Genomic DNA, 23,173 nt, shown 5'->3' on the forward strand with positions numbered 1-23,173 from the left:
ATCAAATTTGAGGAGTACGCTTCTCCGTGCGCGCGAGCCCGCCCGACGCCGCCCTCACCGCCGCCCTCGCCGCGTGCGCGGCCGTCTTCCTCCCCGCCGATCCGCCACGTTCCTCCCGCGTCGCCTTCTGGCGGCCGGACGGCACCCCGCCCCTCCCCGCGGACGACGGCACCGCCACCGAGGACCTGACCGTGGCCCTGCCCGCGGCCGGGGGCGGCGCGGCCGCCCTCACGACCGTCCCCGCGTACGTCCTGCCGATCGCCGACGCCGTGCCCGTCCTCACCCGCGCCCGCTCAGCCGTGACAGGATCGGCCGCCGCCTACTGGGGCGCCGCCGCCGTCCTGGCCCTCCAGGTCGCCGCACGCGGCCGGCTCCTCCCCGGGCTCACCCCCGCCGACCACGACGCCTGGCGCCTCGGCCCGCTCACCACGGCGGACGCCGAACGGCTGCGCGCCCTCGCCGACGCCATGCCGCCGCACGCCCACGCGACGCCCCTGGACACACCGCCGGGGGACGGCGGGCCGCTCCTGCCCCACCCCGAGGCGCTGCTCCGCGCGTTCCTCGACGCCGTCGCCGACACGCTGCCGCGCAGCCCGGCCGCCGCGCTCGCCGCCGGGGGCACCGCGTTCGCCTCCCCCGCCGCCCACCGCCTCCCCGCCCGCCGGGGCTGGGCCACCGAACTGGCGGCCGGACACGACACGGGCGTACGGATCTCCCTGCGCGTCGAAACCGTCCCCGCCCTGGGCGCCGAGGCCCCCGGCTTCCGCGCCGTGGTGCAGCTGCACAGCCTCGGCGACCCCCTGGCGGTCGCCGACGCCGCCGACGTCTGGGCGGGCGCCGCCGACGCGTTCGGCCCCCGCGCGCGCACCGACGCGCTGCTCGCCCTGCGCCGCGCCGCCGCCGCGTGGGAGCCGCTGGCGCCGCTGCTGACCGCCGCCGTGCCGGCCGCCGTGGACCTGGCGGACGAGGAGATCGGCGAGCTGCTCGGCGCGCCCGCCACCCGGGCGCTGGACGCCGCGGGCGTCGAGGTGCACTGGCCGAAGGCGATGGTCAGGCGGCTGCGCACACGCGCGGTGGTCGGCCAGGACGACGACGCGCGGGCGCCGTTGCCCACCGCCCCGGGCGCCGCCGCGTCCTCCGGTCTGCTGGGCCACGACGCGCTGCTCACGTTCTCCTGGCGCTTCGCCCTGGGCGACACGCCCCTGACCCGCGCCGAACTCGACCGGATCGCCGAGGCGGGCCGCCCCGCCGTCCGGCTGCGCGACCAGTGGGTGCTCCTCGACCCCGAGGAGATACGCCGCGCACGCCGCCGCGCCGACCGCAAGGTCACCGTGCTCGACGCCCTCGGCGCCGCGCTCACCGGCAGTGTCGAGGCGGACCCCGCCGGAGGCCCGGACGGGGAACGCGTCGAGGTCGACGCCACCGGCCGGCTCGCCGCGCTCCGCGACCTGCTGGCCGACCCCGAGGGCCAGGAGCCCCTCCCGCCGCCGCCCGCCCTCGCCGCCACCCTGCGCGGCTACCAGGCGCGCGGCTTCACCTGGCTGCACCGCATGACGTCCCTGGGCCTCGGCGCCTGCCTGGCGGACGACATGGGCCTCGGCAAGACGATCACCCTGATCACGCTCCACCTGCACCGCCAGCTCGACCCCGCCACGGCGGGACCCACTCTCGTCGTCTGCCCCGCCTCGCTGCTGGGCAACTGGCAGCGCGAGCTGGCCGTCTTCGCGCCCGGCACACCCGTGCGCCGCTTCCACGGCCCTGCCCGCGACCTGGCGGACCTCGCCCCCGGCGAGGTGGTCCTGACGACCTACGGCACGATGCGGCTCGACACGGACCGGCTGGCGTCGGGCCCCGACTGGTCGCTGGTCGTGGCGGACGAGGCGCAGCACGCGAAGAACCCTTTCTCCGCCACGGCCGCCGGGCTCCGCGCCATCCCGTCCCGCGCCCGCGTCGCCCTCACCGGCACCCCGGTGGAGAACAGCCTGTCCGAGCTGTGGGCGATCCTGGACTGGACCACCCCCGGGCTCCTCGGGCGCCTGCCGGCCTTCCGCCGCCGCTACGCCGACGCGGTCGAGGACGGCGGCGACCCGGCGGCGGCCGAACGGCTCGCCCGGCTCGTGCGCCCGTTCCTGCTGCGGCGCCGCAAGTCCGACCCCGGCATCGCGCCCGAGCTGCCGCCCAAGACCGAGACCGACCGCGCCGTCCACCTGACGCCGGAACAGGCCGGGCTCTACGAGGCGGTGGTCCGCGAGGGCCTGGTCGAGGTCGCGGGCACCGACGGGTTCGCCCGGCGCGGCCTGGTCGTCAAGCTCCTCACCTCCCTCAAGCAGATCTGCAACCACCCGGCGCAGTACCTCGCCGAGGACGAGCCGCGGCTCGCCGGGCGCTCCGGCAAGCTGGAGCTGCTCGACGAACTGCTCGACACGATCCTGGCCGAGGGCGCGAGCGTCCTGGTGTTCACGCAGTACGTGCGGATGGCGCGGCTGCTGGAGACGCATCTGACGCGGCGCGGTGTGCCGAGCCTGCTGCTGCACGGCGGTACGCCGGTGCCGCGCCGCGAGGAGATGGTCCGCCGCTTCTCGGACGGCGAGGTGCCCGTCTTCCTGCTGTCGCTCAAGGCGGCGGGCACGGGGCTGAACCTCACCCGCGCCGAGCACGTGATCCACTACGACCGCTGGTGGAACCCGGCGGTCGAGGCGCAGGCCACCGACCGCGCCCACCGCATCGGCCAGGACAAGCCCGTGCAGGTGCACCGGCTCGTCGCCGAGGGCACGGTCGAGGACCGCATCGCCGCGCTCCTGCGGCGCAAGCAGGACCTGGCGGACGCCGTGCTGGGCGCGGCGGGCGAGTCCGCGCTGAGCGGGCTCGGGGACGACGAGCTGGCCGATCTGGTCGCCCTGCGCGACCCGGACGAGCGGGGGAACGGGCTGTGACGCACGACGGCGAGCTGGTCTTCGCGGCCCTGCCGCCCGTCGGTGGCCGGGGGTTCGCGGTCACCTGGTGGGGTCAGGGCTGGGTGAAGGCGCTGGAGGACACGGCGCTCGACAACGGCACGCTCAAGCAGGGGCGCAAGGCGGCGCGCGCCGGGGCGGTCGGCGCGGTCTCCGTACGCCCGGGGCGCCTGACGGCGGTCGTACGGGCGGGCGACGGGACGCCGTACCGCGCGGACGTCCTGCTGCGGCGGCTGACCGGTGCGGAGTGGGACCGGCTGCTGGACACGGCCGCGCGGGAGGCGGGGCACGTGGCCGCGCTGCTCGACCACGAGATGCCCGCGCACCTGGCGGCGGACGCGGCGGCGGCCGGGGTGGACCTGCTGCCCGGCATCGGCGACCTGGAGCCTGAGTGCGAGTGCGGCGAGTGGGACCACTGCGCGCACACGGCCGCGCTCGCCTACCAGGTGGCGCGGCTGCTGGACGCCGACCCGTTCGTCCTCCTGCTGCTGCGGGGCCGGACGGAGGGCGATCTGACGGCGGAGCTGGAACGGCGCAACGCCGCCCGCGCGCCCGCCCAGCCGCCCGTTCCCGCGTCCGTGCCCGCCGCCGAGGCGTACGCGCGGGCCGTGCCCCCGCTGCCCCCTCCCCCGCCGCCGGTGACCGACGCGCCGCACACGCCCGACCTCGGACCCGACGGGGACAGGGACGGGGACGCGGAGGCGGCGGACGACGACGGCGTGCCGGGCCTGCGGGACCTGGAGTTCCTGATCGCCGACACGGCCGCGCGCGCCCGGCGCGCGCTCGCCGACGCCCTGCGCCCCGACCACGCCACCGGCGCGCCCCCCGCCCCGCCGACGGTGTGGCAGGACACCGTGCGGATCGCGGCGGGCCGTCCGCCCGCACGCGTCGCCGCGCGGCTCGCCGCGGGCTGCGGGCGGCCGTCCGACGACCTGTTGGCGGCGTCCGACGCCTGGGCGTACGGGGGTGCGACCGGTCTCGGCGTGCTGGAGGACGAGGCGCCGCGCCCCGCGCCCGAGGCCGCCGCACGGCTGGCCACCGCCTGGCCGGACGGCGCGGCGCCGCCCCTGGCGCGCACGGGCGTCAACCGCTGGACGGCGCAAGGGGACGCGGCCCAGCTGCGGTTCGGCCCCGACCGGCGCTGGTGGCCGTTCCGGCGGCGCGCGGGCCGCTGGTGGCCCGCGGGCCCGCCGGACGCGGCGCCGGCCGCCGCCCTCGCCACCGCGCTGGGCGACGCGGACGGCGGCCGGCAGGGAGCCGCCGTGCCGTCAGGCCAGTGACTCGAACACGGAGTAGTACCCGCCGGACTGCCCGGCGGCGTTGGGGTGGTACGAGTCGCCGACCGGCAGGGTGACGCTGTGCAGCCACTCGTCGCCGGAGCAGATCTCGTGCCCGGTGAAGGCGGGGCGCACGTCGCCGTACGCGAAGCCGTGGTCGGCGGCGCGCTTGGAGATGGTCGTGTGCAGGTTGTCCGACGCGCCGTTGATGGCGGCGCGCGACTCCTCGCTGATGCCGAACAGACAGCTGCCGCCCAGCTCGTACATGCGCGGGTAGCCGAGCACGACGACCTGCGCGTTCGGCGCGGCGGAGCGGATCGCGCCGTACACGGCGTCGAGTTCGCCCGGCAGGGTGTCCGCGATGTACTGGTTCGCGGTCTCGATCGCGGAGAGGCAGGCGCTGGTGCCCGACAGCACGCAGGTCTGCATCGTGCTGCCGAAGCCCGCGTCGTTGCCGCCGATGCTGATGCTGACCAGCGTGGTCCCCGCGTCCAGGGGGGCGAGCTGGCCGGCGAGGACGTCGTCGGTCGTGGCGCCTGAGCAGGAGGTGTTGTCGAAGGTGTCCGGGTCGTTGGCGGCGGCCCACAGGGCCGGGTAAGCGGCCCTGCTGCGGCGGCAGTCGCCGCTCGACTCGTCGTAGTCGCCGGCGCCGTTGCCCGAGGAGTAGGAGTCGCCGAGCGCGACGTACGCGCTCGCTGCGGTGGGGGTCTCCCCGGCCGCCGCGGCGGCGGGGGCGAGGGCGGTGACGCCGATGGCGAGGAGCGCGGCAGCGGTCCTCGCCGCCAGGCGGCGCAAGGTCATGGAACCTCCCAGGGAAGGTCGTGTGGGGGGACGTGGTGCAACTGCGCCTTACCCTCGCCGAGTTCCGTCCATGCCGCGGGGGCGTCCCTGCGGCGCGGACGGGCGGGCGGGCGCGGGCGCGTGTCCTCACCGGGGCAACGAGCGGGCGCGCCGGGAGTGACGGGCGCGCGCCGTCCGGTGGACGGAAGGGGCGTTCCGGGGCGACTCACCCGGGGTCTTGTGGGGGGACGCGCGGCAGATCTAGCGTGATCGAACAGCTAGGCACAGGAAGCAACATCGCGGGGCGGCGGGCGTCCGCCCGGCGGCGAGGAGACCCATGCACACCCGGCCAGCGGACGACCGGCTCCCCTACCACGAGGACCCCACGCCCGGCAGCGGCACGCTCCCGCCGCGCGCCTGGTACGCGGCGTCCGACGCCGCCCGGCTGTCCCTGGACGGCACCTGGGCGTTCCGCCTCACCGCCTCCGCGGACGGCACCGGCGCCGCCTTCACCGGCGACGACCCCGACGGCACCGCCACCGCCGGGTGGGACGCGATCGCCGTCCCGGGCCACTGGGTGCTCCAGGGCCACGGCGCCCCCGCCTACACGAACGTCAACTACCCCTTCCCCGTGGACCCGCCGCGCGTCCCCAGCGAGAACCCCACGGGCGACCACCGCCGCGTCTTCGACCTCCCCGGCGACTGGCCGGACGGCGGCGACAGCGTGCTGCGCTTCGACGGCGTCGAGTCGTGCGCGCGGGTGTGGCTGAACGGCGAGGAGCTGGGCGCGTTCCAGGGCAGCAGGCTGCCGCACGAGTTCGCGGTGGGGCGGCTGCTGCGCCCGCGCGGCAACGTGCTGGCCGTCCGCGTGCACCAGTGGTCCGCGGGCAGCTACCTGGAGGACCAGGACATGTGGTGGCTGCCGGGCATCTTCCGCGACGTCACCCTGCTGCACCGGCCCGCCGGGGCCCCGGCCGACTTCTTCGTCCATGCGGGGTACGACCACACGACGGGCGAGGGCACCCTGCGCGTGGACTGCGAGCCCGCCGGGCGCGTCACCGTCCCCGAGCTGGGCCTCGACCTGGCCACCGGCGAGGAGATCACCGTCCCCGCCGAGCCGTGGACCGCCGAGACGCCCCGCCTGTACGACGCGGTCCTCGCCGCCGGCGGCGAACGCGTCCCGCTGCGCGTGGGCTTCCGCACGGTCCGCGTCGAGGACGGCGTCTTCAAGGCGAACGGCAGGCGCGTCCTCTTCCGCGGCGTCAACCGGCACGAGTTCCACCCCGAACGGGGCCGCGCGCTCGACATGGAGACGATGCGCCAGGACATCCTGCTGATGAAACGCCACAACATCAACGCCGTCCGCACCAGCCACTACCCGCCGCACCCCGCGTTCCTCGACCTGTGCGACGAGCTGGGCCTGTGGGTCGTCGACGAGTGCGACCTGGAGACGCACGGCTTCACGTCCTTCGAGGGCTGGCGCGGCAACCCGGTCGCCGACCCGCGCTTCACCCCCGCGCTGCTGGACCGCGCGCGCCGCATGGTCGAGCGCGACAAGAACCACCCGTCCGTCGTCGTCTGGTCGCTCGGCAACGAGTGCGGCGCCGGGACGGGCCTGTCCGCCATGGCCGCCTGGATACGCGAGCGCGACCCGTCGCGCCCCCTCCACTACGAGAACGACCCGTCGTGCCCCGACAGCGACTTCTACTCGCGGATGTACGCGTCGCACGAGGAGGTCGAGCTGATCGGCAGGCGGGCCGAGGAGCCGCTGGGCGACCCGCTCGCGGACGCGCGCCGCCGCTCGCTGCCGTTCGTCCTGTGCGAATACGCGCACGCGATGGGCAACGGGCCCGGCGGACTCGCCGAGTACCAGCGGCTGTTCGAGACGTACGAGCGGCTCCAGGGCGGTTTCGTCTGGGAGTGGATCGACCACGGCCTGCCCCGGGTGACGCCCGATGGCCGCCCCTACTGGGCGTACGGCGGCGACTTCGGCGAGGAGCTGCACGACGGCAACTTCGTCTGCGACGGCCTCCTCTTCCCCGACCGCACCCCGTCGCCCGGCCTCGTGGAGTACAAGAAGGTCGTCGAGCCGGTGCGCATCACCGTCGACGCGGCGGCCGGGACCGTCCGCGTCACCAACGGGCACGACTTCCGCGACCTGGCGCACCTCGCGTTCGGCTGGCGCCACGAGGTGGAGGGCGTCGCGGTCGCCTCGGGAACGCTCGACGTCCCCGCGCTCGCACCCGGCGACAGCGCCGACGTGCCCCTGCCTCCCGCCCCCGCGACGCAGCTGGCGGGCGAGCCCGTGTGGACCGTGACCGCCGTCCTCGCCGACGACACCCCGTGGGCCCCGGCGGGCCACACCGTGGCCTGGGCCCAGGCCACGACGCCCGCCGCCCCGCGCCCGGCGGCCACGGGCACCGCGCACGCGCCGTCCCGCGACGCCGCCGGCATCCGCCTGGGCGCCGCCCGCTTCGACCCGCGCACCGGCGCGCTCCTCGCCCTCGGCGACCTCGCGCTGCGCCAGGCTCCCCGGCTCGACCTGTGGCGCGCCCCGACGGACAACGACCTGGGCGCCGACTGGCAGGACGACATCCGGTACGCGCCGCTGTGGCGCCAGGTCGGCCTGCACCGCCTCCAGCACCGCGTCGAGGCCGTGGACGCGGCCGGGGACGCGCTGCTGGTCCGCGCCCGCGTCGCCCCGGCGGCGAGCGACCTCGGGCTGTTCGCCGAGTACCGCTGGACGGCCGTCGGCGACGAGCTGCTCCTCGCCGTCACGGTCACGCCGGACGGGGGCGCGTGGCCGTGCACGCTGCCGCGCGTCGGCCTGCGCCTCGGGCTGCCCGGCGCGTACGGCGACGCGACATGGTTCGGCGGCGGCCCCGGCGAGGCGTACCCCGACAGCCGCGCCGCCTCGGTGACGGGCAGGTACGCCATGCCGGTGGACGCGCTGCAGACGCCGTACGTCCGGCCGCAGGAGAACGGCGCCCGCGCGGACGTGCGCTGGGCCGAGCTGCGCGCGGCGGACGGGTCGGGCCTGCGGATCGCGGCCGGGGACGACCCGTTCTGGTTCACCGCGCGGCGCTGGACGAGCGAGCAGCTCGACGCGGCGCGGCACACGACGGACCTCGTGCCGGGCGACACGGTGTGGGTCAACCTCGACCACGCGCAGCACGGCCTCGGCAGCCAGTCGTGCGGCCCGGGGCCGCTGCCGCGCCACCGCCTGGAGGTGGCGCCCGCCGCGTTCTCCTTCCGGTTCTCCGCGCTGGGCGGTCCGGCCGCCTGAGCGGCGGGTGACGGGCACACGTGGAGCCCGTGGCCGTGTACCGGCCACGGGCTCCACGCCCCCTCCGCGGCTCCCCTCCGCGGCGCGGAGGGGCGTCGGCGCTTCCCGGCGGGCCCCCGACCGCCGGGACGTCAGCGCTTGACGCCCACTCCGCAGTAGAAACCGAGCCCGTGCAGCTCGGGGTCGTCGGGCACCGGGCTCGCGGGCTGCCAGAACGGCGGCTGCACGATGCCGGGTTCGAGCAGGTCGAAGCCGTCGAAGTAGGAGCGCACCTGGGCGTACGGACGGAGCGTCAGGTTCGCCGTGGCGTTGTCGTACACCTTGCGGACGGAGGCCAGCTGCTCGGCGTCGTGGAAGTCGGAGGTCGCGTGGCTGAGGACCAGGCAGCTGCCGGGCGGCAGCGCGTCGGTGAGGGCGGCGACGAGGGCGCGGGGGTCGGCGGCGTCGTCGATGAAGTGCAGGATCGCGACCAGCAGCAGCGCCACCGGCTCGTCGAAGTCGATCAGCCCCCTGATCACCGGGTGGTCCAGGACGGCCCCGGGGTCGCGCAGGTCGGCGAGGACGAACCCGGCGTCGCCCGCGCTGGTGAGCTTGGCACCGGCGTACGCGCTGACGATCGGGTCGTTGTCGACGTACGCGACGCGGACGGCCGGGTCCACGGTCCTGGCGACCTCGTGGGTGTTCGGCGAGGTCGGGATGCCGGTGCCTATGTCGATGAACTGCCGTATGCCGCGGGCGGCGACGACGCGGGTGGCGCGGTGGAGGAAGCTGCGGTTCTCCCGCGCGGCGGTGCGGATGTCGGGCAGCAGCGTGATGACGCGTTCGGCCGCGGCGCGGTCCACCTCGTAGTTGTCCTGGCCGCCCAGGTAGTAGTCGTACATCCGCGCCGGATGGGGCCGGCTGGTGTCGATCTGCTCGGCGGTGAATCCCTCTTCGCCCACGCCCTGCTCCGTCTCTGTGCCGTGCCGTGTCGTGCCGTACCGCGGGGCCGTCGCGTCCCCTTGCCGTATCGCCGCGTTGTCCCCGACCCCCGCACGGGGACAACGCGGCGCGGCATCCTGCCCGTGCGCCGTCCGCACGGGCAGGCCGCTCACCTCACCGGGGCCTCACGCCACAAGGCCCCTCACACCACAAGGCCCCCTCATACCACGAGAAAATCCGCCTCCCCCGACTTGACGCCCTGGATGAAGCTCTCGATCTCGTGTGACGTGCAGATCAGCGCCGGGCCGTCGGGATCGGTGGACTGGCGCAGCGCGACGCGGCCGTCGCCCAGCCGCAGCGCCTCGACGCAGCTGCCGCCGTTGCCCCCGCTCCATGGCTTCCGCCACCCCTCGGTGCCGAGGTGCGTGGCGGGCATGCCGTTGTATATGCGATCCATGGCTCAGATCTCCTTGCGAATACCACTGAGGATGGCCTCAGTGCGGTGCACGGGCGCGGCTTGCGCGCACATCCGGTCGAGCGCCTCGCGGAACGTGGAGACGTCGTCGCGCTGTTCGAAGTAGGCGGCGCCGACCAGGCTCTCGGCGCAGGCGACGTCGGGCAGTTCGGGGAGCGGGAACCGGAAGAGGTGGAACGGCCCGTACATCGCGGGGTGCGGCCCCGCCGAGAAGGGCATGATCTGGAGCCGGACATGCGGCTGGGCGGTGACCTCGATCAGCCGTGTGACCTGGGCCCGCATCACGTTGGGGCGGCCGATGGGGCGGCGCAGGACCGTCTCGTCCATCACGACCCACAGCAGCGGCGGGCGGCTGCGCACCAGGAGGTCCTGGCGGGCGAGGCGGAGGGCGACGAGCCGTTCGATCTCGTCGGCGGGCGCGTGCGGCATCCCGGCGCGCAGCACGGTCGCGGCGTACGCCTCGGTCTGGAGGAGGCCGGGGATGTAGTGCGGCTCGTACGCCCGGATCTGATCCGCCTCCGCCTCCAGGCTGACGAAGGCGCTGAACCAGTCCGGCAGGACGTCGCGGTAACGGTGCCACCAGCCGGGCCTGTTGGCCTCGCGGACCAGGGCGAGGAAGGCGTCCACGTCCTGCTGCCGCGTGACCCCGTAGATCCGCAGCAGCTTCTCGACGTAGGGCACCTTGAGCCCGACCTGCGCCTTCTCCATCCGGCGGACGGTCGCGTGCGTGACGTCGAGCGCGGCGGCGGCCTCCTCGAACGAGAGGCCCGCGGCCTCCCGCAGGTCCTGCAGCCGCTTGCCGAGCACGAGCCGGAGCGCGGTCGCCGCCCCGCCTCCCTGTCCGCCCGCCACGTCCCCGTCCCTCCGGTCGCCGGTCCCGCCCCAACTGCCGTGCCGCAGCGGCAGTCTGCCACGCGGGGGGTGCCGCGCAACAGAGTGCAACGAACGATTCTGTAATTTGCAGGATGCCCCTTGCCGGATGCGAGGGACACGGCCCACAGTAGGAACGTGGCCTCCTCCCCGCACCTCCAGTCCCTGGAGCGGAACGCGAGCACCGGTTGTCCCCCCGGGCCGCTCCGCTTCCGGCTCCCCGCAGTCGACGCCTCGGCCGCCGAGGCACGGCGGCGCGCACGGCAGCGGCTGCGGGAGTGGGGGGCGTCGCCCGACGCCTGCGACACCGCGCAGCTCGTGATCTCGGAGCTGGTCACCAACGCGCTGCGGCACACCGGCAGCACCGCCGTGGGCTGCGAACTGCGGCTGAACGGCCCGCTGGTGCGCGTGGCCGTGGCCGCCGAGGGGCCGGGGCCGCGCCGCACCCCGCAGGTGGCCGACATGGACGACGAGTCGGGCCGCGGGCTGCTGCTCGTGTGCACCCTGGCGGACATGTGGGGCGTGCGGCCCTGGGACGGCGGCCGGGGGCACGTGGTCTGGGCCGACCTGCGGCTCGACGGCACGACCGGCTGACCGGCCCCGTACGGCGCGGGGTTCAGGCCGCGCGGACGATCCTGGTCGAGGCCATGGCACGCAGGTGCCGCGCCCCCAGCGCACCGACCAGCAGTGAGGCGCACCCGCAGGCGAGCGTCAGGACGTAGCCCCAGCGCGGGCCGTACGCGTCGATCACGACTCCGGCGCCGAGCACGCCGACCGCCTTGCCGACGCCGATGGCGGTGGACAGCCAGGTCATGCCCTCGGTGAGCGCCGTCGGCGGGACGCCCTGCCGGACCAGGCTGTACCCGGCGATGATCATCGGCGCGATGAGGAAGCCGGAGAACAGGGAGTACACCAGCAGCGCCGTCACCCCGGGCATCGCCCACAGCGGCGCGACGCCGACGACGACGGCCGCCAGGGTGAGCAGGAACCGCCTGTCGAGGGTGAGCCGCCACTGCCGCGCGCCGTACCACAGCCCGCCGACCCCGCTGCCGAGCGCGTAGGCGGCCATGACGCCGCCGGACATCCACGGGCTCCCGTAGGCGTCCGCGAAGGCGATGGTCGACAGCTCCCAGCCGGCCATCATCGCGGCCATGCAGACGTAGACCGCGCACATCAGGCGCAGCCCGTGCACCCGCAGGGCGCCGCCGCCCCCGCCCGCGGGGAGGGCGATCACCGGCGGCTCGGTGCGCCGCTGGGCGGCCAGCAGCAGGCTGCCGACGGCACCGGCGAGGGCCACGGCCGCGACCCCGGCGCCCGGGTGGAGCAGGACGACGGCGGAGACGACCAGCGGGCCGATGACGAAGATCAGCTCGTCGGCGACCGACTCGAAGGAGTAGGAGGACGCGACGAGCGAGGCGTCGCTGCCCGCGAGGTGGCTCCAGCGCGCCCTGACCAGCGCGCCGACCGGGGGCATGGTCGCCATGAACGCGGCACCGGCGGCGTACAGCGTCCAGCGCGGGCCGTCCAGCCAGGCCGCCAGGAGCAGCAGGCCGCCCAGGGCGCCGAAGGCGAGCCCGAGGGGCCGCAGGACCCTGCGCTGCCCGATCCGGTCGGCGGCGCGGCCGAGGCGGGGGACGACGAACGCGTAGCACAGGGCCCCGGCGGAGGCGACGGCCCCGGCGGTGGCGTAGCTGCCGGTCTCGGCCTCGATCAGGAAGACCGTCGCGAGGCTGAGCATCGCCGCGGGCAGGCGGCCGACCAGGCTCGCCGACACGAATCCCCCGGTGCCGGGGATGCGAAATATCTCACGGTAGGCACGCAGCCCGGCGGGTACTCCCATAGGGCCGCATCATGCCTGATCAGCGCGGGGCGGCGCACCCCCGTGACGCCGCCTCTCCCGCCCGTGGAACCGGGAACCCGGGGCCTTTCCAAGATCCAACCGGCCGTCGCGGGCACGCGGTTCGCGCGCGGCCCGGTCGATGTCCCCTCGAAACACCAGGAGTGACTTTACTATTTGATTAATCTAGCGTTGCACCTTCTTGGTGTACGCGGCAGTCGGAGGACCGGAGGAACAGTGGACGTCTCGTTGACCATGTGGGTGCTGACGGTGGTGGTGCTCTGCGCCCTCATCGCGGTCGACTTCTTCTTCGGGCGCAAGCCCCACGAGGTCTCGCTCCGGGAGGCCGGCACCTGGACCGTGATCTGGGTGATCCTGGCCTGCCTCTTCGGCGTCGGCCTGCTGGTCTCCGGCAACGGCGAGGCCTCCGGCGAGTTCTTCGCCGGCTACATCACCGAGAAGTCGCTGAGCGTGGACAACCTCTTCGTCTTCATCCTGATCATGACCAAGTTCGCGGTGCCCGCCCAGTACCAGGCGCGGGTGCTGCTGGTCGGCGTGCTGATCGCGCTGGTCCTGCGCGCGGCGTTCATCGCCGCGGGCGCCGCGCTGATCGCGAACTTCTCCTGGGTCTTCTACATCTTCGGCGCGTTCCTGATCTGGACGGCGTGGAAGCTGGTCCAGGACGCCCGCTCGGACACCGAGGACGAGGAGTACGAGGAGAACCGCTTCATGCGGATCGTGGAGCGGCGCTTCCCCGCGACCGACCGCTACCACGGCACGAAGCTCACGATCAAGGAGAACGGGCGCCGGCTCATCACCCCGATGCTGATCGTCATGCTCGCGATCGGCAGCACGGACATCCTCTTCGCGCTCGACTCGATCCCGGCGATCTTCGGCCTCACCGACGACCCGTACATCGTCTTCACCGCCAACGCGTTCGCCCTCATGGGCCTGCGGCAGCTGTACTTCCTCATCGGCGGCCTGCTCAAGAAGCTGGTCCACCTGTCGTACGGCCTGTCGATCATCCTGGGCTTCATCGGCGTGAAGCTGGTGCTGCACGCGCTGCACGAGTCGGGCGTCCACGTGCCCGAGATCAGCATCGCGGTCTCCCTCGGCGTCATCTGCACCGTGCTGGCCGTCACGACCGTCACGAGCCTGTACGCGACGCGCGGCGAGCGGGGCGACGGCGGCTCGGGCACGGGCGGCGAGGGCCAGGGGGACGGGCACGAGGCGAAGGCCTCCGACTCCACCCGGTGATCCACCGCGCGGTACGGTGACGCCGCCCGCCGTCCGGCCGGGAACCGGAGGACGGCGCGCGGCGTTCACCCGGTGAGACATTCCGCGCACCGAAGGTGGACGGAGGCAGCCCATGAGCGGCGAACAGGCGGGGCAGGACGGCCCGGGTCGCGACGACTGGGACGACATCGTGCTCGACGAGAGCTTCGTGCGCGGCGCGGAGGTGAAGGAGCCGACCGCCAGGACACGCATGCTCCGCGAGCGCTGGAAGAACGGGGCGCCCGCGCCGCAGCCCTGGCGGTCGGACGAGCCGCCGGCCGGCTGGATAGACGCCCCGGGCCGCCGGAAGCGGTCCGGACGGACCGGCAGGCGCCGGTGGTTCCGCAGGAAAGGCAAGAAGGACGACGGCGGGGAGTGACCCGCCACCCGCCGCGCCCGGCGTCCGTACGGCGGCGGCGGCGGTGAAGGCCCGTGCCGGGGAGCGTGCGCGTTCCCCGGCACGGGCCTGCGCGTTCCGCCGAAACGGTGAGCGCCGGTCGGATAAGCTGCGCGCCATGGATTCGGTTTCCGCGCCTTACCGGCACCGCGTCACCCCGCCGCCCGCCGCCCGCTGAGGGCGCCGCCAGGCCGCGTTCCACGCCTCAGGGCGGGTCCTCCCGGGCCCGCGCCGCATGCCGTCGCGCCCTCATTCCGCTGATTCCCGACCGGAACCCAACGGAGCAGGACGCGTACCGTCATGTCGTCATCCGGATCTTCCCTTTCCCCTCTCTCCCCGAGCCAGGCCCGCGGCGACCGCCGCGGCGCCCCGTACGTCCTCGCCGCGGCGGCCCTGTGGGGGACCACCGGCACCGCCGCGAGCTTCGCGCCGCCCGCCGCGTCGCCGCTGTCCGTCGGAGCCGCCACGATGGGGCTCGGCGGGCTGCTGACCCTGGCCCTGGCGGGCCGGTCCGTGTTCGCGCTGCTGCGCGGCGGCCGGGGCCTGCTGGCCCACCTCCTGACCGGCGCCGTCAGCGTCGTGGTCTATCCGCTCGCCTTCTACACCTCCATGGACCGCGCCGGGGTCGCCGTCGGCACGGTGGTGTCCCTCGGCTCCGCGCCGGTGTTCGCCGCGCTGCTCGACCGGCTGCTGCACGGCAGCCGGCTGACCGGCCGCTGGCTGGCCGCCACGGCGGCGGCCACCGGCGGGTGCGCCGCCCTCGCCCTCGACGGCGGCGGGGCGGCGACGGGCGACGGGACCGCCGCGGGCCTCGTGGCCGGGCTGCTGTCCGGCGCGGCGTACGCGGTGTACGCCTCCTGCGCCGCCGCCGTCATCCGGCGCGGCCACCCGGCGCGGGCCACGATGGGGGCGCTCTTCGGCCTCGGCGCCTGCGGGCTGCTGCCGCTCCTCGCCGCGACGGGCGGCGCGCTCGCCGCCGAGCCGCGCGGCATCGCCGTGGCGGCCTACCTGGCGGTGGTCCCGATGTGCCTGGCCTACGCGCTCTTCGGCGCGGGGCTCGCCCGCGTCCCGGCGGGCACGGCGACGGTGCTCACGCTCTTCGAGCCCGTGGTGGCGGCGGTGCTCGGCGTCGCCGTCGTCGGGGAGCGGTTCGGCGGGGCGGGCTGGGCGGGCGTCGGGCTCGTCGTGCTCGGGCTGCTGGTGCTGACGGCGCGGCGGCCGCGGCGCCGTCCCCGCGGCTGACGGCCCCGACACGAACGCGGGGTGCGCGTACGGGCCGGGAAGGCCGCGTACGCGCACCCCGCGCCGCGCCGGAGCGCGTGCCGTGTCAGCCGCGCACGCCGAGGAGGTGGTCCATGGCGAGCTGGTCGAGCGCCTCGAACGCGAAGCCGCGGGCGGCGGCCGCGTCCACGTCGAAGTCCTCGAAGGCGCTGCGGTCCGCCAGCAGCGCGGCGGCCGTCTCGCCCTCGGCGAGCGTCGGCGTGGCCAGCTCGTCGAGGCGGGCGGCGCGCAGCGCCTCCTGGACGGCCGGGTCGGCGCGGAAGGCGGCGGCGCGCTCCCTGAGGATCAGGTAGTTGCGCATGCAGCCCGCGGCCGAGGCCCAGACGCCGTCGGAGTCCTCGGTCCTCGGGGGCTTGAAGTCGAAGTGGCGCGGGCCCTCGTAGCCGCCCGTCTCCAGCAGGTCCACGAGCCAGAACGCCGAGCGCAGGTCGCCCGCGCCGAAGCGCAGGTCCTGGTCGTACTTGATGCCGTTCTGCCCGTTGAGGTCGATGTGGAACAGCTTGCCCGCCCACAGCGCCTGCGCGATGCCGTGCGGGAAGTTGAGGCCGGCCATCTGCTCGTGGCCGGTCTCCGGGTTGACGCCGAACAGCTCGGGGCGCTCCAGGCGCTCGATGAACGCGAGGGCGTGCCCGACGGTCGGCAGCAGGATGTCGCCGCGCGGCTCGTTCGGCTTGGGCTCGATGGCGAAGCGGATGTCGTAGCCCTGGGAGGTCACGTAGTCGCCGAGGAGGTCGAACGCCTCCTTGAAGCGGTCGAGCGCCGCGCGCACGTCCTTGGCGGCGCCGCTCTCGGCGCCCTCGCGGCCGCCCCAGGCGACATAGGTCTTGGCGCCCAGCTCGGCGGCGAGGTCCACGTTGCGGATCACCTTGCGCAGCGCGTACCGGCGGACGTCGCGGTCGTTCGAGGTGAAGCCGCCGTCCTTGAACACCGGGTGGGTGAACAGGTTGGTGGTCGCCATCGGGACGACGAGGCCGGTGCTGTCGAGCGCCTGCTTGAAGCGCTTGACGGTGGCGTCGCGCTCGGAGTCGGACGCCCCGAAGGGGATCAGGTCGTCGTCGTGGAAGGTGACGCCCCAGGCGCCCAGCTCGGCGAGGCGGTTGACGGACTCGACCGGGTCGAGGGCGGGCCTGGTGGCGTCGCCGAAGGGGTCGCGGCCCTGCCAGCCGACGGTCCACAGACCGAAGCTGAACTTGTCCGCGGGGGTGGGCTGGTACGACATGGCGGCTCCTTCGGTGCCCGGGTGTCCTGACGGCGGCGTACGACAGGTGTGCCGACGACTATTTCGTCAGCGCCGTTTACAAATTAGTATGCGGGAGCCCGCTGTGAAAACCCCCCTGCCCCTGGCCCGCGGAGAGGACGCCCCATGGCCGTACCGGACGGACCCCTTGTCATCGGCGTGGACAGCTCCACGCAGTCCACCAAGGCGCTGGTCGTGGACGTCGCCACCGGCCGCGTCGTCGCGCGCGGCTCGGCGCCGAACGTCGTCACCGCCGAGCGCGACAGCGACCCGGAGCAGTGGTGGCAGGCGCTGCTCGACGCCGTCGGCCAGTGCGGCCCGGCCGCCGCCCAGGCCGCGGCCGTCTCGGTCGCCGGGCAGCAGCACGGCCTGGTGACGCTCGACGCGGACGGCCGCCCGGTGCGCGGCGCGCTGCTGTGGAACGACACGCGCTCCGCGCCGCAGCGCGACCGGCTGCTCGACGAGCTGGGCGGCCCGGCCGCCTGGGCGGAGCGCACGGGCAGCGTGCCCGCCGCCTCGTTCACCGTCACGAAGTGGGCCTGGCTGCGGGAGAACGAGCCGGAGGCCGCGGCGCGGACCCGCGCCGTGCGCCTGCCGCACGACTACCTGACCGGCCGCCTCACCGGCCAGGAGGCGACCGGCGGCACGACCGACCGCGGCGACGCCTCGGGCAGCGGCTGGTGGTCCACCGCCACGGAGGACTACGACGGCGAGATCCTCGGCCACGTCGGGCTCGACCCGGCGCTGCTGCCGCGCGTCGTCCGGGCGGGCGAGGCGGCCGGGACGACGCGTTCCGGCCTGCTGCTGCCCGCGGGCATCCCCGTGGCGGCCGGGACGGGCGACAACATGGCGGGCGCCCTCGGGCTCGGCCTGACGCCCGGCAGCCCGGTCCTCAGCCTCGGCACCTCGGGGACGGTCTACGCCGTCACGCACCGGCGCCCGGCCGACCCGTCCGGCATCGTCGCGGGCTTCGCGGACGCGGCCGACGCCTGGCTGCCGCTGGCCTGCACGCTCAACTGCACGCTGGCCGTCGACCGGTTCGCCGCGCTGCTCGGCCTGTACCGCGAGGCGGTCGAGCCCGGCGGCGAGGCGGTCGTGCTGCCGTTCCTCGACGGCGAGCGCACCCCCGACCTGCCGTACGCGGCCGGGCTCGTGAGCGGCCTGCGGCACACCACCACCGGCGGCCAGCTGCTCCAGGCCGCCTACGACGGCGCGGTCTTCGCGCTCCTCGAAGCGCTCGACCGCGTGCTCGACGACAGCGCGGACCCCTCGTCGCCCATCCTGCTGATCGGCGGCGGCGCGCGCGGCACGGCCTGGCGCAACACCGTGCGCCGCCTGTCGGGCCGCCCCGTGCGCGTGCCGCGCGCCGAGGAACTGGTGGCCCTCGGCGCCGCGGCGCAGGCCGCCGGGCTGCTCCTCGGCCGCGACGCCGCGTCCGTCGCCCGCGACTGGGGCACGTCGGACGGCCCCGAGTTCGACGCGCTCCCCCGGGACGTCGCCGCGCTGGAGCGGCTGGCGGCCACTCTGACCGACGCCGACGCGCTGCTGCGCCGCCACTGAGCCGGCCGGCGAACGTGACAGCCACCGCCCCGAAGGCCCAGGCCGAGATGCGGCAGCGCAACCTCTCGCGCGTGCTGCACACCGTCGCCGCCGAAGGCCCGCTCTCCCGCGCCGACGTCGCGGCGCGGATCGGCCTGACGCGCGCGGCCGTGTCCACGCTCGTGGACGAACTGCTGCGCGGGGAGCTGCTCGTGGAGCGCGGCCCGGGCCGGTCGGGAACGGTCGGCCGCCCCGGCACCCAGCTGCTCGCCGCCGACCGGGGACCGGCCGGTGTGGGGGCGGAGATCGGCGTGGACCACCTGGCGGTCTGCGTCATGGACCTGCGCGGCGACGTCCGCGTCCGCGCGGTCCACGAGACGCGCAACCAGGGCAGCGATCCGGCGGAGGTCCTCGGCACGCTCGGCGGCATGCTGCGCCGTGCGGTGGAACGGGCCGCGTCCGCCGGACTGCGGCCCGCCGGGCTGGCGGTGGCCGTTCCGGGGCTAGTCGTCCGCGACACCGCGACCGTCCTGCGCGCCCCCAACCTCGGCTGGCACGGCGTGGACCTCGCGGACCTCCTGCCGTCCGGGCTCGGTCCCGTCACGGTGGAGAACGAGGCGAGCCTCGGCGCGCTCGCCGAGCTGTGGGGCGGCTCGGGCGTGCCCGGCGGCGCGCCGGACAGCTTCGTCCACGTCTCGGCGCAGATCGGCATCGGCGCCGCCGTCGTCGTGGACGGCGAACTGCTGCGCGGCGCCCAGGGGTTCGCGGGCGAGCTGGGCCACGTGCCGGTACGCCCGGAGGGCCGCCCCTGCACCTGCGGCGGGCGCGGCTGCCTGGAGGCGTACGCGGGCGAGGACGCGGTGCTGCGCGCCGCCGGGATCGAGCCGGGTCCCGGTGTGCGCATGGGCGCGCTGACGGCGCGCTGCGAGGCGGGCGAGCAGACCGCGCTGCGCGCCGTGCGGCAGGCGGGGACGGCGCTCGGCATCGCCCTGTCGGGGGCGGTCAACCTGCTGGACCCGCGCCGGATCGTGATCGGCGGCAGCCTCGCGCGGCTCGCCCCCTGGCTGCTGCCGCCGGTGGGCCGGGAGCTGGCCCGCCGCACCGCCGTCGCGGCGGGCGGCCGGGAGACGCCGGTGCCCGTGACGCCCTCGCCGCTCGGCCAGGACGGGCCGCTGCTGGGCGCGGCGCGGTCGGCCGTACGGGCGGCGCTGGACACCCCGGCGGCGCTGCTGGGCGGGTGACGGCGCCTCAGGTCGTGCCAATGGCGGGGCTTTCGCCCACTTGGCAGACGCCTGGCCCGGCGTCAGCATGAGTCCCATCGGTTGTCATGTCCAGGCCGCGATCCCGGCCCGACACCCCCGCGACGCCGAGCCCAGACACCGGGAGCCCTCATGCCGAAGCCCACCGAGCCGACGCCGTCCCCGTCCCGCCGCGCCCTGCTGCGCGGCGGCGCCGCGGTCGCCACCGCCGCGACCGCCCTCACGGTCACCGCAGGCCACGCGCTTGCCGGCCCGGGCCCGGGCCCGGCTCAGCGCCCGTCGGGCGGTTCCGCCGCCGCGCCGGGGGCGGCGGGCCCGATCCGCACCGCCGACTACCCGTACTCCGAGTGGGTGCCCGCGGCGTCGTCCAACTACACGGTCGCCAACCGGCCGCGGACGTACCCGGTCGAGTACGTCGTCATCCACGTGACGCAGGAGACGTTCGCCGACACGCTCGGCATCTTCACCGACCCGGCGGCGCGCGTGTCGGCCCACTACGTCGTCGCGTCGGGCGACGGCCGCGTCGCGCAGTGCGTCGAGGAGAAGAACGTCGCCTGGCACGCGGGCAACTGGTCCTACAACACGCGCAGCATCGGCATCGAGCACGAGGGCTGGGTCGACCAGCCGCGCTGGTTCACCACCGCGATGTACGAGGGCTCGGCGCGGCTGACGGCCTTCCTGTGCGGCTACTACGGCATCCCCGTGAACCGGTCGCGGATCATCGGACACAACGAGGTGCCGGGCGCCACGCACACCGACCCGGGCCCGCTGTGGGACTGGACGCGCTACCTCCGCCTGGTGAAGGGCTACCTGAACGCCGCCTGACCGCCCGCGCACCACCCCGTTCCTCCACAATCCCCGCCAGACCGCTTTTCATCACATCGGGCGAACCGGCACCCGTTCGGCCCCGCCCCGCGCGCCGCGCCGCCACGATCGCCCCGTGGACACATGGCAGCGCGTACGCCGGGCGGGCGCCGGGGCCCTCTGTGCCGCGTTCCTGCTGACGGGCGCGGCCTCGGTCGCGGCGGCACGCGGCGGAGCGGGTGACGGGGACGGCGGGGACGACGGGCGGGACCGGTGGTGGGACTGGTACTGCCCCGTCGTCGTGGTGGCCGAGACGGGGCACACGCGGGTCGTCGCCCCGGCGCACCCCCACTGCTTCCCCTGGCCGCACTGGCCGTGGCCGCCCCACCCGAGCCCCACGCCGTCGCCGTCGCCCACGCCGACGCCGTCACCCACCCCGTCGCCCTCGCCGACGCCGGAGCCGACACCCACGCCCGCGCCCCAGCCACCGCCCGTGCCTGAGCCGTCGCCCTCGCCGACGCCGGAGCCGACACCCACGCCCGCGCCCCAGCCGCCGCCCGTGCCTGAGCCGTCGCCCTCCCCCGAGCCGCCTCCGCCGCCCCCGCCCGCGGCGGAGCCGCCGCCGGAGCCGCCGCCCGCCGAGCCCGACCCGGCCCCCGCGCCCGCGCCGCCACCGCCGCCCGCGCCCCCGGCGGACGACCCGCTCCCGCTGACCGCCGGGCTCGCCGCGCCCCCGCAGCGCGAGACGCCGGACAACGGCGGTTCCGTCGTGAGCCGCACGCTGCTCGTCGTCGCCCCCGCCGTCCTCGCGGCGGCCACCCTGCGCCCGCGCGGCGGCGGCTCGTCCGCCCGTTCCTCACGTTCCAGCACCGGCTAGGAGACCACGGTGTCCGAATGGCTTGCCCTGACCATCATCGTCGCCGCGACCACCGGCGTCGTGCTCCTCCTCGCGCTGTTCAGGCGGCGCCACACCGAGGAGCCCGACGACCCGTCGGAGACCCCCGACGTCATCGAGTACATGACGATGATGCTGGGCGTCGTCTACGCCATCGTCCTCGGCCTCGCCATCGCGGGCGTGTGGGAGGCCAGGGGCGAGGCCGAGGCGTGGGTGCAGCAGGAGGCGCAGGCGCTGCACGAGATGGACGAACGGGCCGCCGTCTTCCCGCCCGAGGTCCGCGACGGGATCCGCGCCGACATCCACGCGTACGTCGCGTACGCCTCGGGCGACGAGTGGAGCGAACTGCGCGAGGAGGGGCAGCTGACGCCGGAGGGCGACCGGCTGCTCGGCGACCTGCGCGCCACCGTCACGGACCGCGAGCCGGAGACGGTGCGCGAGGTCGAGTCGTACCAGGGGCTGATCGACCAGGCCGCCACCGTGGCGGACGCCAGGTCGGGGCGCGTCCAGGCCGCCGAGCCGACGATGCCGGTCGAGGTGTGGATCGGGCTGCTGACGGGGGCGGCGGTCGTCGTCGGCATGGTCTTCGCGCTCCAGATCCAGCGGTCCGCGCGGGAACTGGTGCTCGCCGGGCTGTTCAGCGCGATGATCGCCTTCCTGCTGTTCCTCGTCTGGCACTTCGACGCCCCGTACGCGCGGGCGCTCGGCGACAGCGCGACCGAGCCGTACGCGCTGCTGTTCCCGGGGATCGCCGCGGGCTAGGGGGCCGGGGCCGTCAGCTGTAGTAGCCCGCCACCACGGCGGCGGCCTCGTCGTGCAGCGCCGGGCCCTCGGTGCGCAGCGCGGGCGGCTGCGCCGGGGGCTTGAGGGCGAGCAACTGCGCGGTGGACAGCGCGTACACCACACGGCCCAGGAACGAGCGTTCGATGGCGCCCGCACACATGCCGCACGGCTGGCAGCTGGTGTACATGGTGGTGCGCGCGGCGGTGCCGGGGTCGAGTTCACGGGCGGCCCAGACCGCGAGCTTCAGTTCCGGGTGCAGGGAGATGTCGGCCTCGGTGACCGTGGTGTTGTGCGCCTCGGCCAGCACCTCGCCGTCCGGGCCGACCAGCAGCGAGCCGAACGGCGGGTCCCCGCCTTCCCGTGCCAGGGCGGCGAGCGCGACGGCGCGGCGCAGGTGCCGTTCGTCCGCCTCCGTGAGGGGGCGGGGCGTGTCGGTGGGTGGCTGTGTCATGGTCGCTCCAGGTCGGGGAGGTGGGCGGCGACTGCCGCGACGGCCCGCCAGGCCGCCTCGGGACGCAGGGTCTCGTCCGGGTCGCCGTTGTACGGGTCGAGCAGCACGGTGTCGGGGTCGAGCTTCCGCAGCCTGTCGAGGTCGGCCACGATCTGCTCGACCGTGCCCTCCCCCGCGAGGCGGCCCGGCCCGGTGACGGGCCGGTCGGTCAGGCGCAGCGCGATCCGGGGCGCGAAGGCGGGTGCCGGGCGCCCCAGCTCGTGCGCGGTCGCGCGCAGCCGGTCCGCGGCGGCGTCCAGCCAGCCGGGGGTGGCGCGCAGGGGGTGCCAGGCGTCGCCGAGGCGGATGGCGCGGCGCAGTCCCGCGTCGCTGTTGCCGCCGATCCAGACGGGGATGCGCCCGGCGCGGTAGTCGTCCTGGTCGGCCCATGCCTCGCGGATCACCCGCAGGTGGTCGTCGGTCAGGGCGCCGCGCCGTTCGAACGGGACGCCGAGCGCCGCGAACTCCTGCCGCGCCCAGCCCGCCGCCACGCCGAGCACGAGCCGGCCGCCGCTGAGGTCGTTCAGGTTGGCCGCCATCCTGGCGACCAGCAGGGGGTGCCGGTAGGGCACGATGACGACCGTCGTGCCGATCCTGATCCGCCCGGTGATCCCGGCCAGCCACGCCAGGGTGGTGAACGGGTCGTAGAACGGCGGCCGGTACTGCTCGGTGACGTCGGGCGTCAGCACCACGTGGTCGGAGAGCGTCAGCAGGTCGAACCCGTGGCCCTCCACGCGCTCCGCCCAGCCGCGCAGCACACCGGGGTCGGTGCCGGGGCCGAAGTTGGGGATGTTCACTCCGATTCGCACCGGGTGA

General features: G+C 75.6%; 20 protein-coding genes. 12 read left to right on the top strand and 8 right to left on the bottom strand.

Going from position 1 to position 23,173, the window contains the following annotated elements:
- The first annotated feature begins 26 nt into the window (after positions 1-26).
- Both ACIBPC_RS25810 and ACIBPC_RS25815 read left to right on the top strand, forming a co-directional pair.
- Complete coding sequence (locus ACIBPC_RS25810; protein ID WP_398847903.1) at positions 27-2,933, top strand: DEAD/DEAH box helicase; 2,907 nt, start codon at positions 27-29, stop codon at positions 2,931-2,933.
- Entirely contained in the window at positions 2,930-4,231 is a 1,302-nt protein-coding gene (locus ACIBPC_RS25815) for an SWF or SNF family helicase (protein WP_398847904.1), read from the top strand. The genes ACIBPC_RS25810 and ACIBPC_RS25815 overlap by 4 nt, the downstream gene beginning before the upstream one ends.
- Here ACIBPC_RS25815 and ACIBPC_RS25820 read toward each other — a convergent pair.
- Positions 4,220-5,029 (bottom strand): SGNH/GDSL hydrolase family protein, encoded by an 810-nt coding sequence (locus ACIBPC_RS25820; protein WP_362966781.1) that lies wholly within the window; start codon positions 5,027-5,029, stop codon positions 4,220-4,222. The genes ACIBPC_RS25815 and ACIBPC_RS25820 overlap by 12 nt on opposite strands.
- A gap of 316 nt (positions 5,030-5,345) precedes the next feature.
- Here ACIBPC_RS25820 and ACIBPC_RS25825 point away from each other — a divergent pair, with 316 nt between their 5' ends.
- Positions 5,346-8,294 (top strand): glycoside hydrolase family 2 TIM barrel-domain containing protein, encoded by a 2,949-nt coding sequence (locus ACIBPC_RS25825; protein WP_398847907.1) that lies wholly within the window; start codon positions 5,346-5,348, stop codon positions 8,292-8,294.
- 131 nt (positions 8,295-8,425) lie between these two features.
- Here the strand turns inward: ACIBPC_RS25825 and ACIBPC_RS25830 are convergent, their stop codons facing one another.
- The 3 genes from ACIBPC_RS25830 to ACIBPC_RS25840 all read right to left on the bottom strand — a co-directional run bounded on the left by ACIBPC_RS25830 (position 8,426) and on the right by ACIBPC_RS25840 (position 10,542).
- Positions 8,426-9,235, bottom strand: a complete 810-nt coding sequence (locus ACIBPC_RS25830) for an SAM-dependent methyltransferase (protein ID WP_362966777.1) — start codon at positions 9,233-9,235, stop codon at positions 8,426-8,428.
- Positions 9,236-9,435: 200 nt separating this feature from the next.
- Positions 9,436-9,672: a DUF397 domain-containing protein gene (locus tag ACIBPC_RS25835; protein ID WP_362966775.1), complete on the bottom strand. Its 237-nt coding sequence runs from the start codon at positions 9,670-9,672 to the stop codon at positions 9,436-9,438.
- Positions 9,673-9,675: 3 nt separating this feature from the next.
- A complete protein-coding gene (locus ACIBPC_RS25840) occupies positions 9,676-10,542 on the bottom strand; it encodes a helix-turn-helix transcriptional regulator (protein ID WP_362966773.1) in 867 nt (288 codons plus the stop codon).
- Positions 10,543-10,698: 156 nt separating this feature from the next.
- On the opposite strand from ACIBPC_RS25840, the gene ACIBPC_RS25845 reads away from it, so the two are divergent.
- Positions 10,699-11,154, top strand: a complete 456-nt coding sequence (locus tag ACIBPC_RS25845) for an ATP-binding protein (RefSeq protein WP_362966771.1) — start codon at positions 10,699-10,701, stop codon at positions 11,152-11,154.
- Positions 11,155-11,176: 22 nt separating this feature from the next.
- Here the strand turns inward: ACIBPC_RS25845 and ACIBPC_RS25850 are convergent, their stop codons facing one another.
- A complete protein-coding gene (locus ACIBPC_RS25850) occupies positions 11,177-12,400 on the bottom strand; it encodes an MFS transporter (RefSeq protein ID WP_398847910.1) in 1,224 nt (407 codons plus the stop codon).
- Positions 12,401-12,634: 234 nt separating this feature from the next.
- Here ACIBPC_RS25850 and ACIBPC_RS25855 point away from each other — a divergent pair, with 234 nt between their 5' ends.
- The 3 genes from ACIBPC_RS25855 to ACIBPC_RS25865 all read left to right on the top strand — a co-directional run bounded on the left by ACIBPC_RS25855 (position 12,635) and on the right by ACIBPC_RS25865 (position 15,311).
- A complete protein-coding gene (locus tag ACIBPC_RS25855; RefSeq protein WP_362966767.1) occupies positions 12,635-13,654 on the top strand; it encodes a TerC family protein in 1,020 nt (339 codons plus the stop codon).
- 112 nt (positions 13,655-13,766) lie between these two features.
- Positions 13,767-14,051 (top strand): hypothetical protein, encoded by a 285-nt coding sequence (locus ACIBPC_RS25860; protein WP_362966765.1) that lies wholly within the window; start codon positions 13,767-13,769, stop codon positions 14,049-14,051.
- A gap of 318 nt (positions 14,052-14,369) precedes the next feature.
- Positions 14,370-15,311, top strand: a complete 942-nt coding sequence (locus tag ACIBPC_RS25865) for an EamA family transporter (RefSeq protein WP_398847911.1) — start codon at positions 14,370-14,372, stop codon at positions 15,309-15,311.
- 85 nt (positions 15,312-15,396) lie between these two features.
- Here ACIBPC_RS25865 and xylA read toward each other — a convergent pair whose 3' ends face one another.
- Positions 15,397-16,569, bottom strand: coding sequence for a xylose isomerase (xylA, locus tag ACIBPC_RS25870; RefSeq protein WP_398847913.1), 1,173 nt, complete (start codon positions 16,567-16,569; stop codon positions 15,397-15,399).
- Between the two features lie 144 nt (positions 16,570-16,713).
- On the opposite strand from xylA, the gene xylB reads away from it, so the two are divergent.
- The 5 genes from xylB to ACIBPC_RS25895 all read left to right on the top strand — a co-directional run bounded on the left by xylB (position 16,714) and on the right by ACIBPC_RS25895 (position 21,846).
- Entirely contained in the window at positions 16,714-18,147 is a 1,434-nt protein-coding gene (gene xylB, locus ACIBPC_RS25875; RefSeq protein WP_398847915.1) for a xylulokinase, read from the top strand.
- Between the two features lie 47 nt (positions 18,148-18,194).
- On the top strand, positions 18,195-19,367 hold the full coding sequence (locus ACIBPC_RS25880; RefSeq protein ID WP_362966877.1) for an ROK family transcriptional regulator: 1,173 nt from the start codon (positions 18,195-18,197) through the stop codon (positions 19,365-19,367).
- A gap of 150 nt (positions 19,368-19,517) precedes the next feature.
- The gene (locus tag ACIBPC_RS25885; RefSeq protein WP_398847917.1) at positions 19,518-20,210 is read left to right on the top strand and encodes an N-acetylmuramoyl-L-alanine amidase; all 693 of its coding nucleotides are present in this window, start codon (positions 19,518-19,520) and stop codon (positions 20,208-20,210) included.
- A 115-nt stretch (positions 20,211-20,325) separates the two neighbouring features.
- Entirely contained in the window at positions 20,326-21,066 is a 741-nt protein-coding gene (locus ACIBPC_RS25890) for a hypothetical protein (protein ID WP_398847919.1), read from the top strand.
- A gap of 9 nt (positions 21,067-21,075) precedes the next feature.
- Positions 21,076-21,846: a hypothetical protein gene (locus tag ACIBPC_RS25895; RefSeq protein ID WP_362966752.1), complete on the top strand. Its 771-nt coding sequence runs from the start codon at positions 21,076-21,078 to the stop codon at positions 21,844-21,846.
- A gap of 13 nt (positions 21,847-21,859) precedes the next feature.
- Here ACIBPC_RS25895 and ACIBPC_RS25900 read toward each other — a convergent pair whose 3' ends face one another.
- Together ACIBPC_RS25900 and ACIBPC_RS25905 are read right to left on the bottom strand one after the other, a co-directional pair.
- Positions 21,860-22,318 carry a nucleoside deaminase gene (locus ACIBPC_RS25900; RefSeq protein WP_398847921.1) on the bottom strand — a complete coding sequence of 153 codons (459 nt, stop codon included), beginning with the start codon at positions 22,316-22,318 and terminating at the stop codon, positions 21,860-21,862.
- Entirely contained in the window at positions 22,315-23,166 is an 852-nt protein-coding gene (locus tag ACIBPC_RS25905) for an LLM class flavin-dependent oxidoreductase (RefSeq protein WP_398847923.1), read from the bottom strand. Before ACIBPC_RS25905 ends, ACIBPC_RS25900 begins: the two co-directional genes overlap by 4 nt.
- Positions 23,167-23,173 lie beyond the last annotated feature (7 nt).

The organism is Streptomyces sp. NPDC049879 (genome assembly GCF_044461265.1).
Lineage (GTDB): Bacteria > Actinomycetota > Actinomycetes > Streptomycetales > Streptomycetaceae > Streptomyces.

Coding starts and splice junctions, on each gene's coding strand:
- ACIBPC_RS25820 (WP_362966781.1), bottom strand. CDS start 5,029: ATGACCTTGCGCCGCCTGGCGGCGAGGACCGCTGCCGCGCTCCTCGCC.
- ACIBPC_RS25850 (WP_398847910.1), bottom strand. CDS start 12,400: ATGGGAGTACCCGCCGGGCTGCGTGCCTACCGTGAGATATTTCGCATC.
- xylA (WP_398847913.1), bottom strand. CDS start 16,569: ATGTCGTACCAGCCCACCCCCGCGGACAAGTTCAGCTTCGGTCTGTGG.
- ACIBPC_RS25880 (WP_362966877.1), top strand. CDS start 18,195: ATGCGGCAGCGCAACCTCTCGCGCGTGCTGCACACCGTCGCCGCCGAA.
- ACIBPC_RS25885 (WP_398847917.1), top strand. CDS start 19,518: ATGCCGAAGCCCACCGAGCCGACGCCGTCCCCGTCCCGCCGCGCCCTG.
- xylB (WP_398847915.1), top strand. CDS start 16,714: ATGGCCGTACCGGACGGACCCCTTGTCATCGGCGTGGACAGCTCCACG.
- ACIBPC_RS25860 (WP_362966765.1), top strand. CDS start 13,767: ATGAGCGGCGAACAGGCGGGGCAGGACGGCCCGGGTCGCGACGACTGG.
- ACIBPC_RS25900 (WP_398847921.1), bottom strand. CDS start 22,318: ATGACACAGCCACCCACCGACACGCCCCGCCCCCTCACGGAGGCGGAC.
- ACIBPC_RS25825 (WP_398847907.1), top strand. CDS start 5,346: ATGCACACCCGGCCAGCGGACGACCGGCTCCCCTACCACGAGGACCCC.
- ACIBPC_RS25835 (WP_362966775.1), bottom strand. CDS start 9,672: ATGGATCGCATATACAACGGCATGCCCGCCACGCACCTCGGCACCGAG.
- ACIBPC_RS25865 (WP_398847911.1), top strand. CDS start 14,370: ATGTCGTCATCCGGATCTTCCCTTTCCCCTCTCTCCCCGAGCCAGGCC.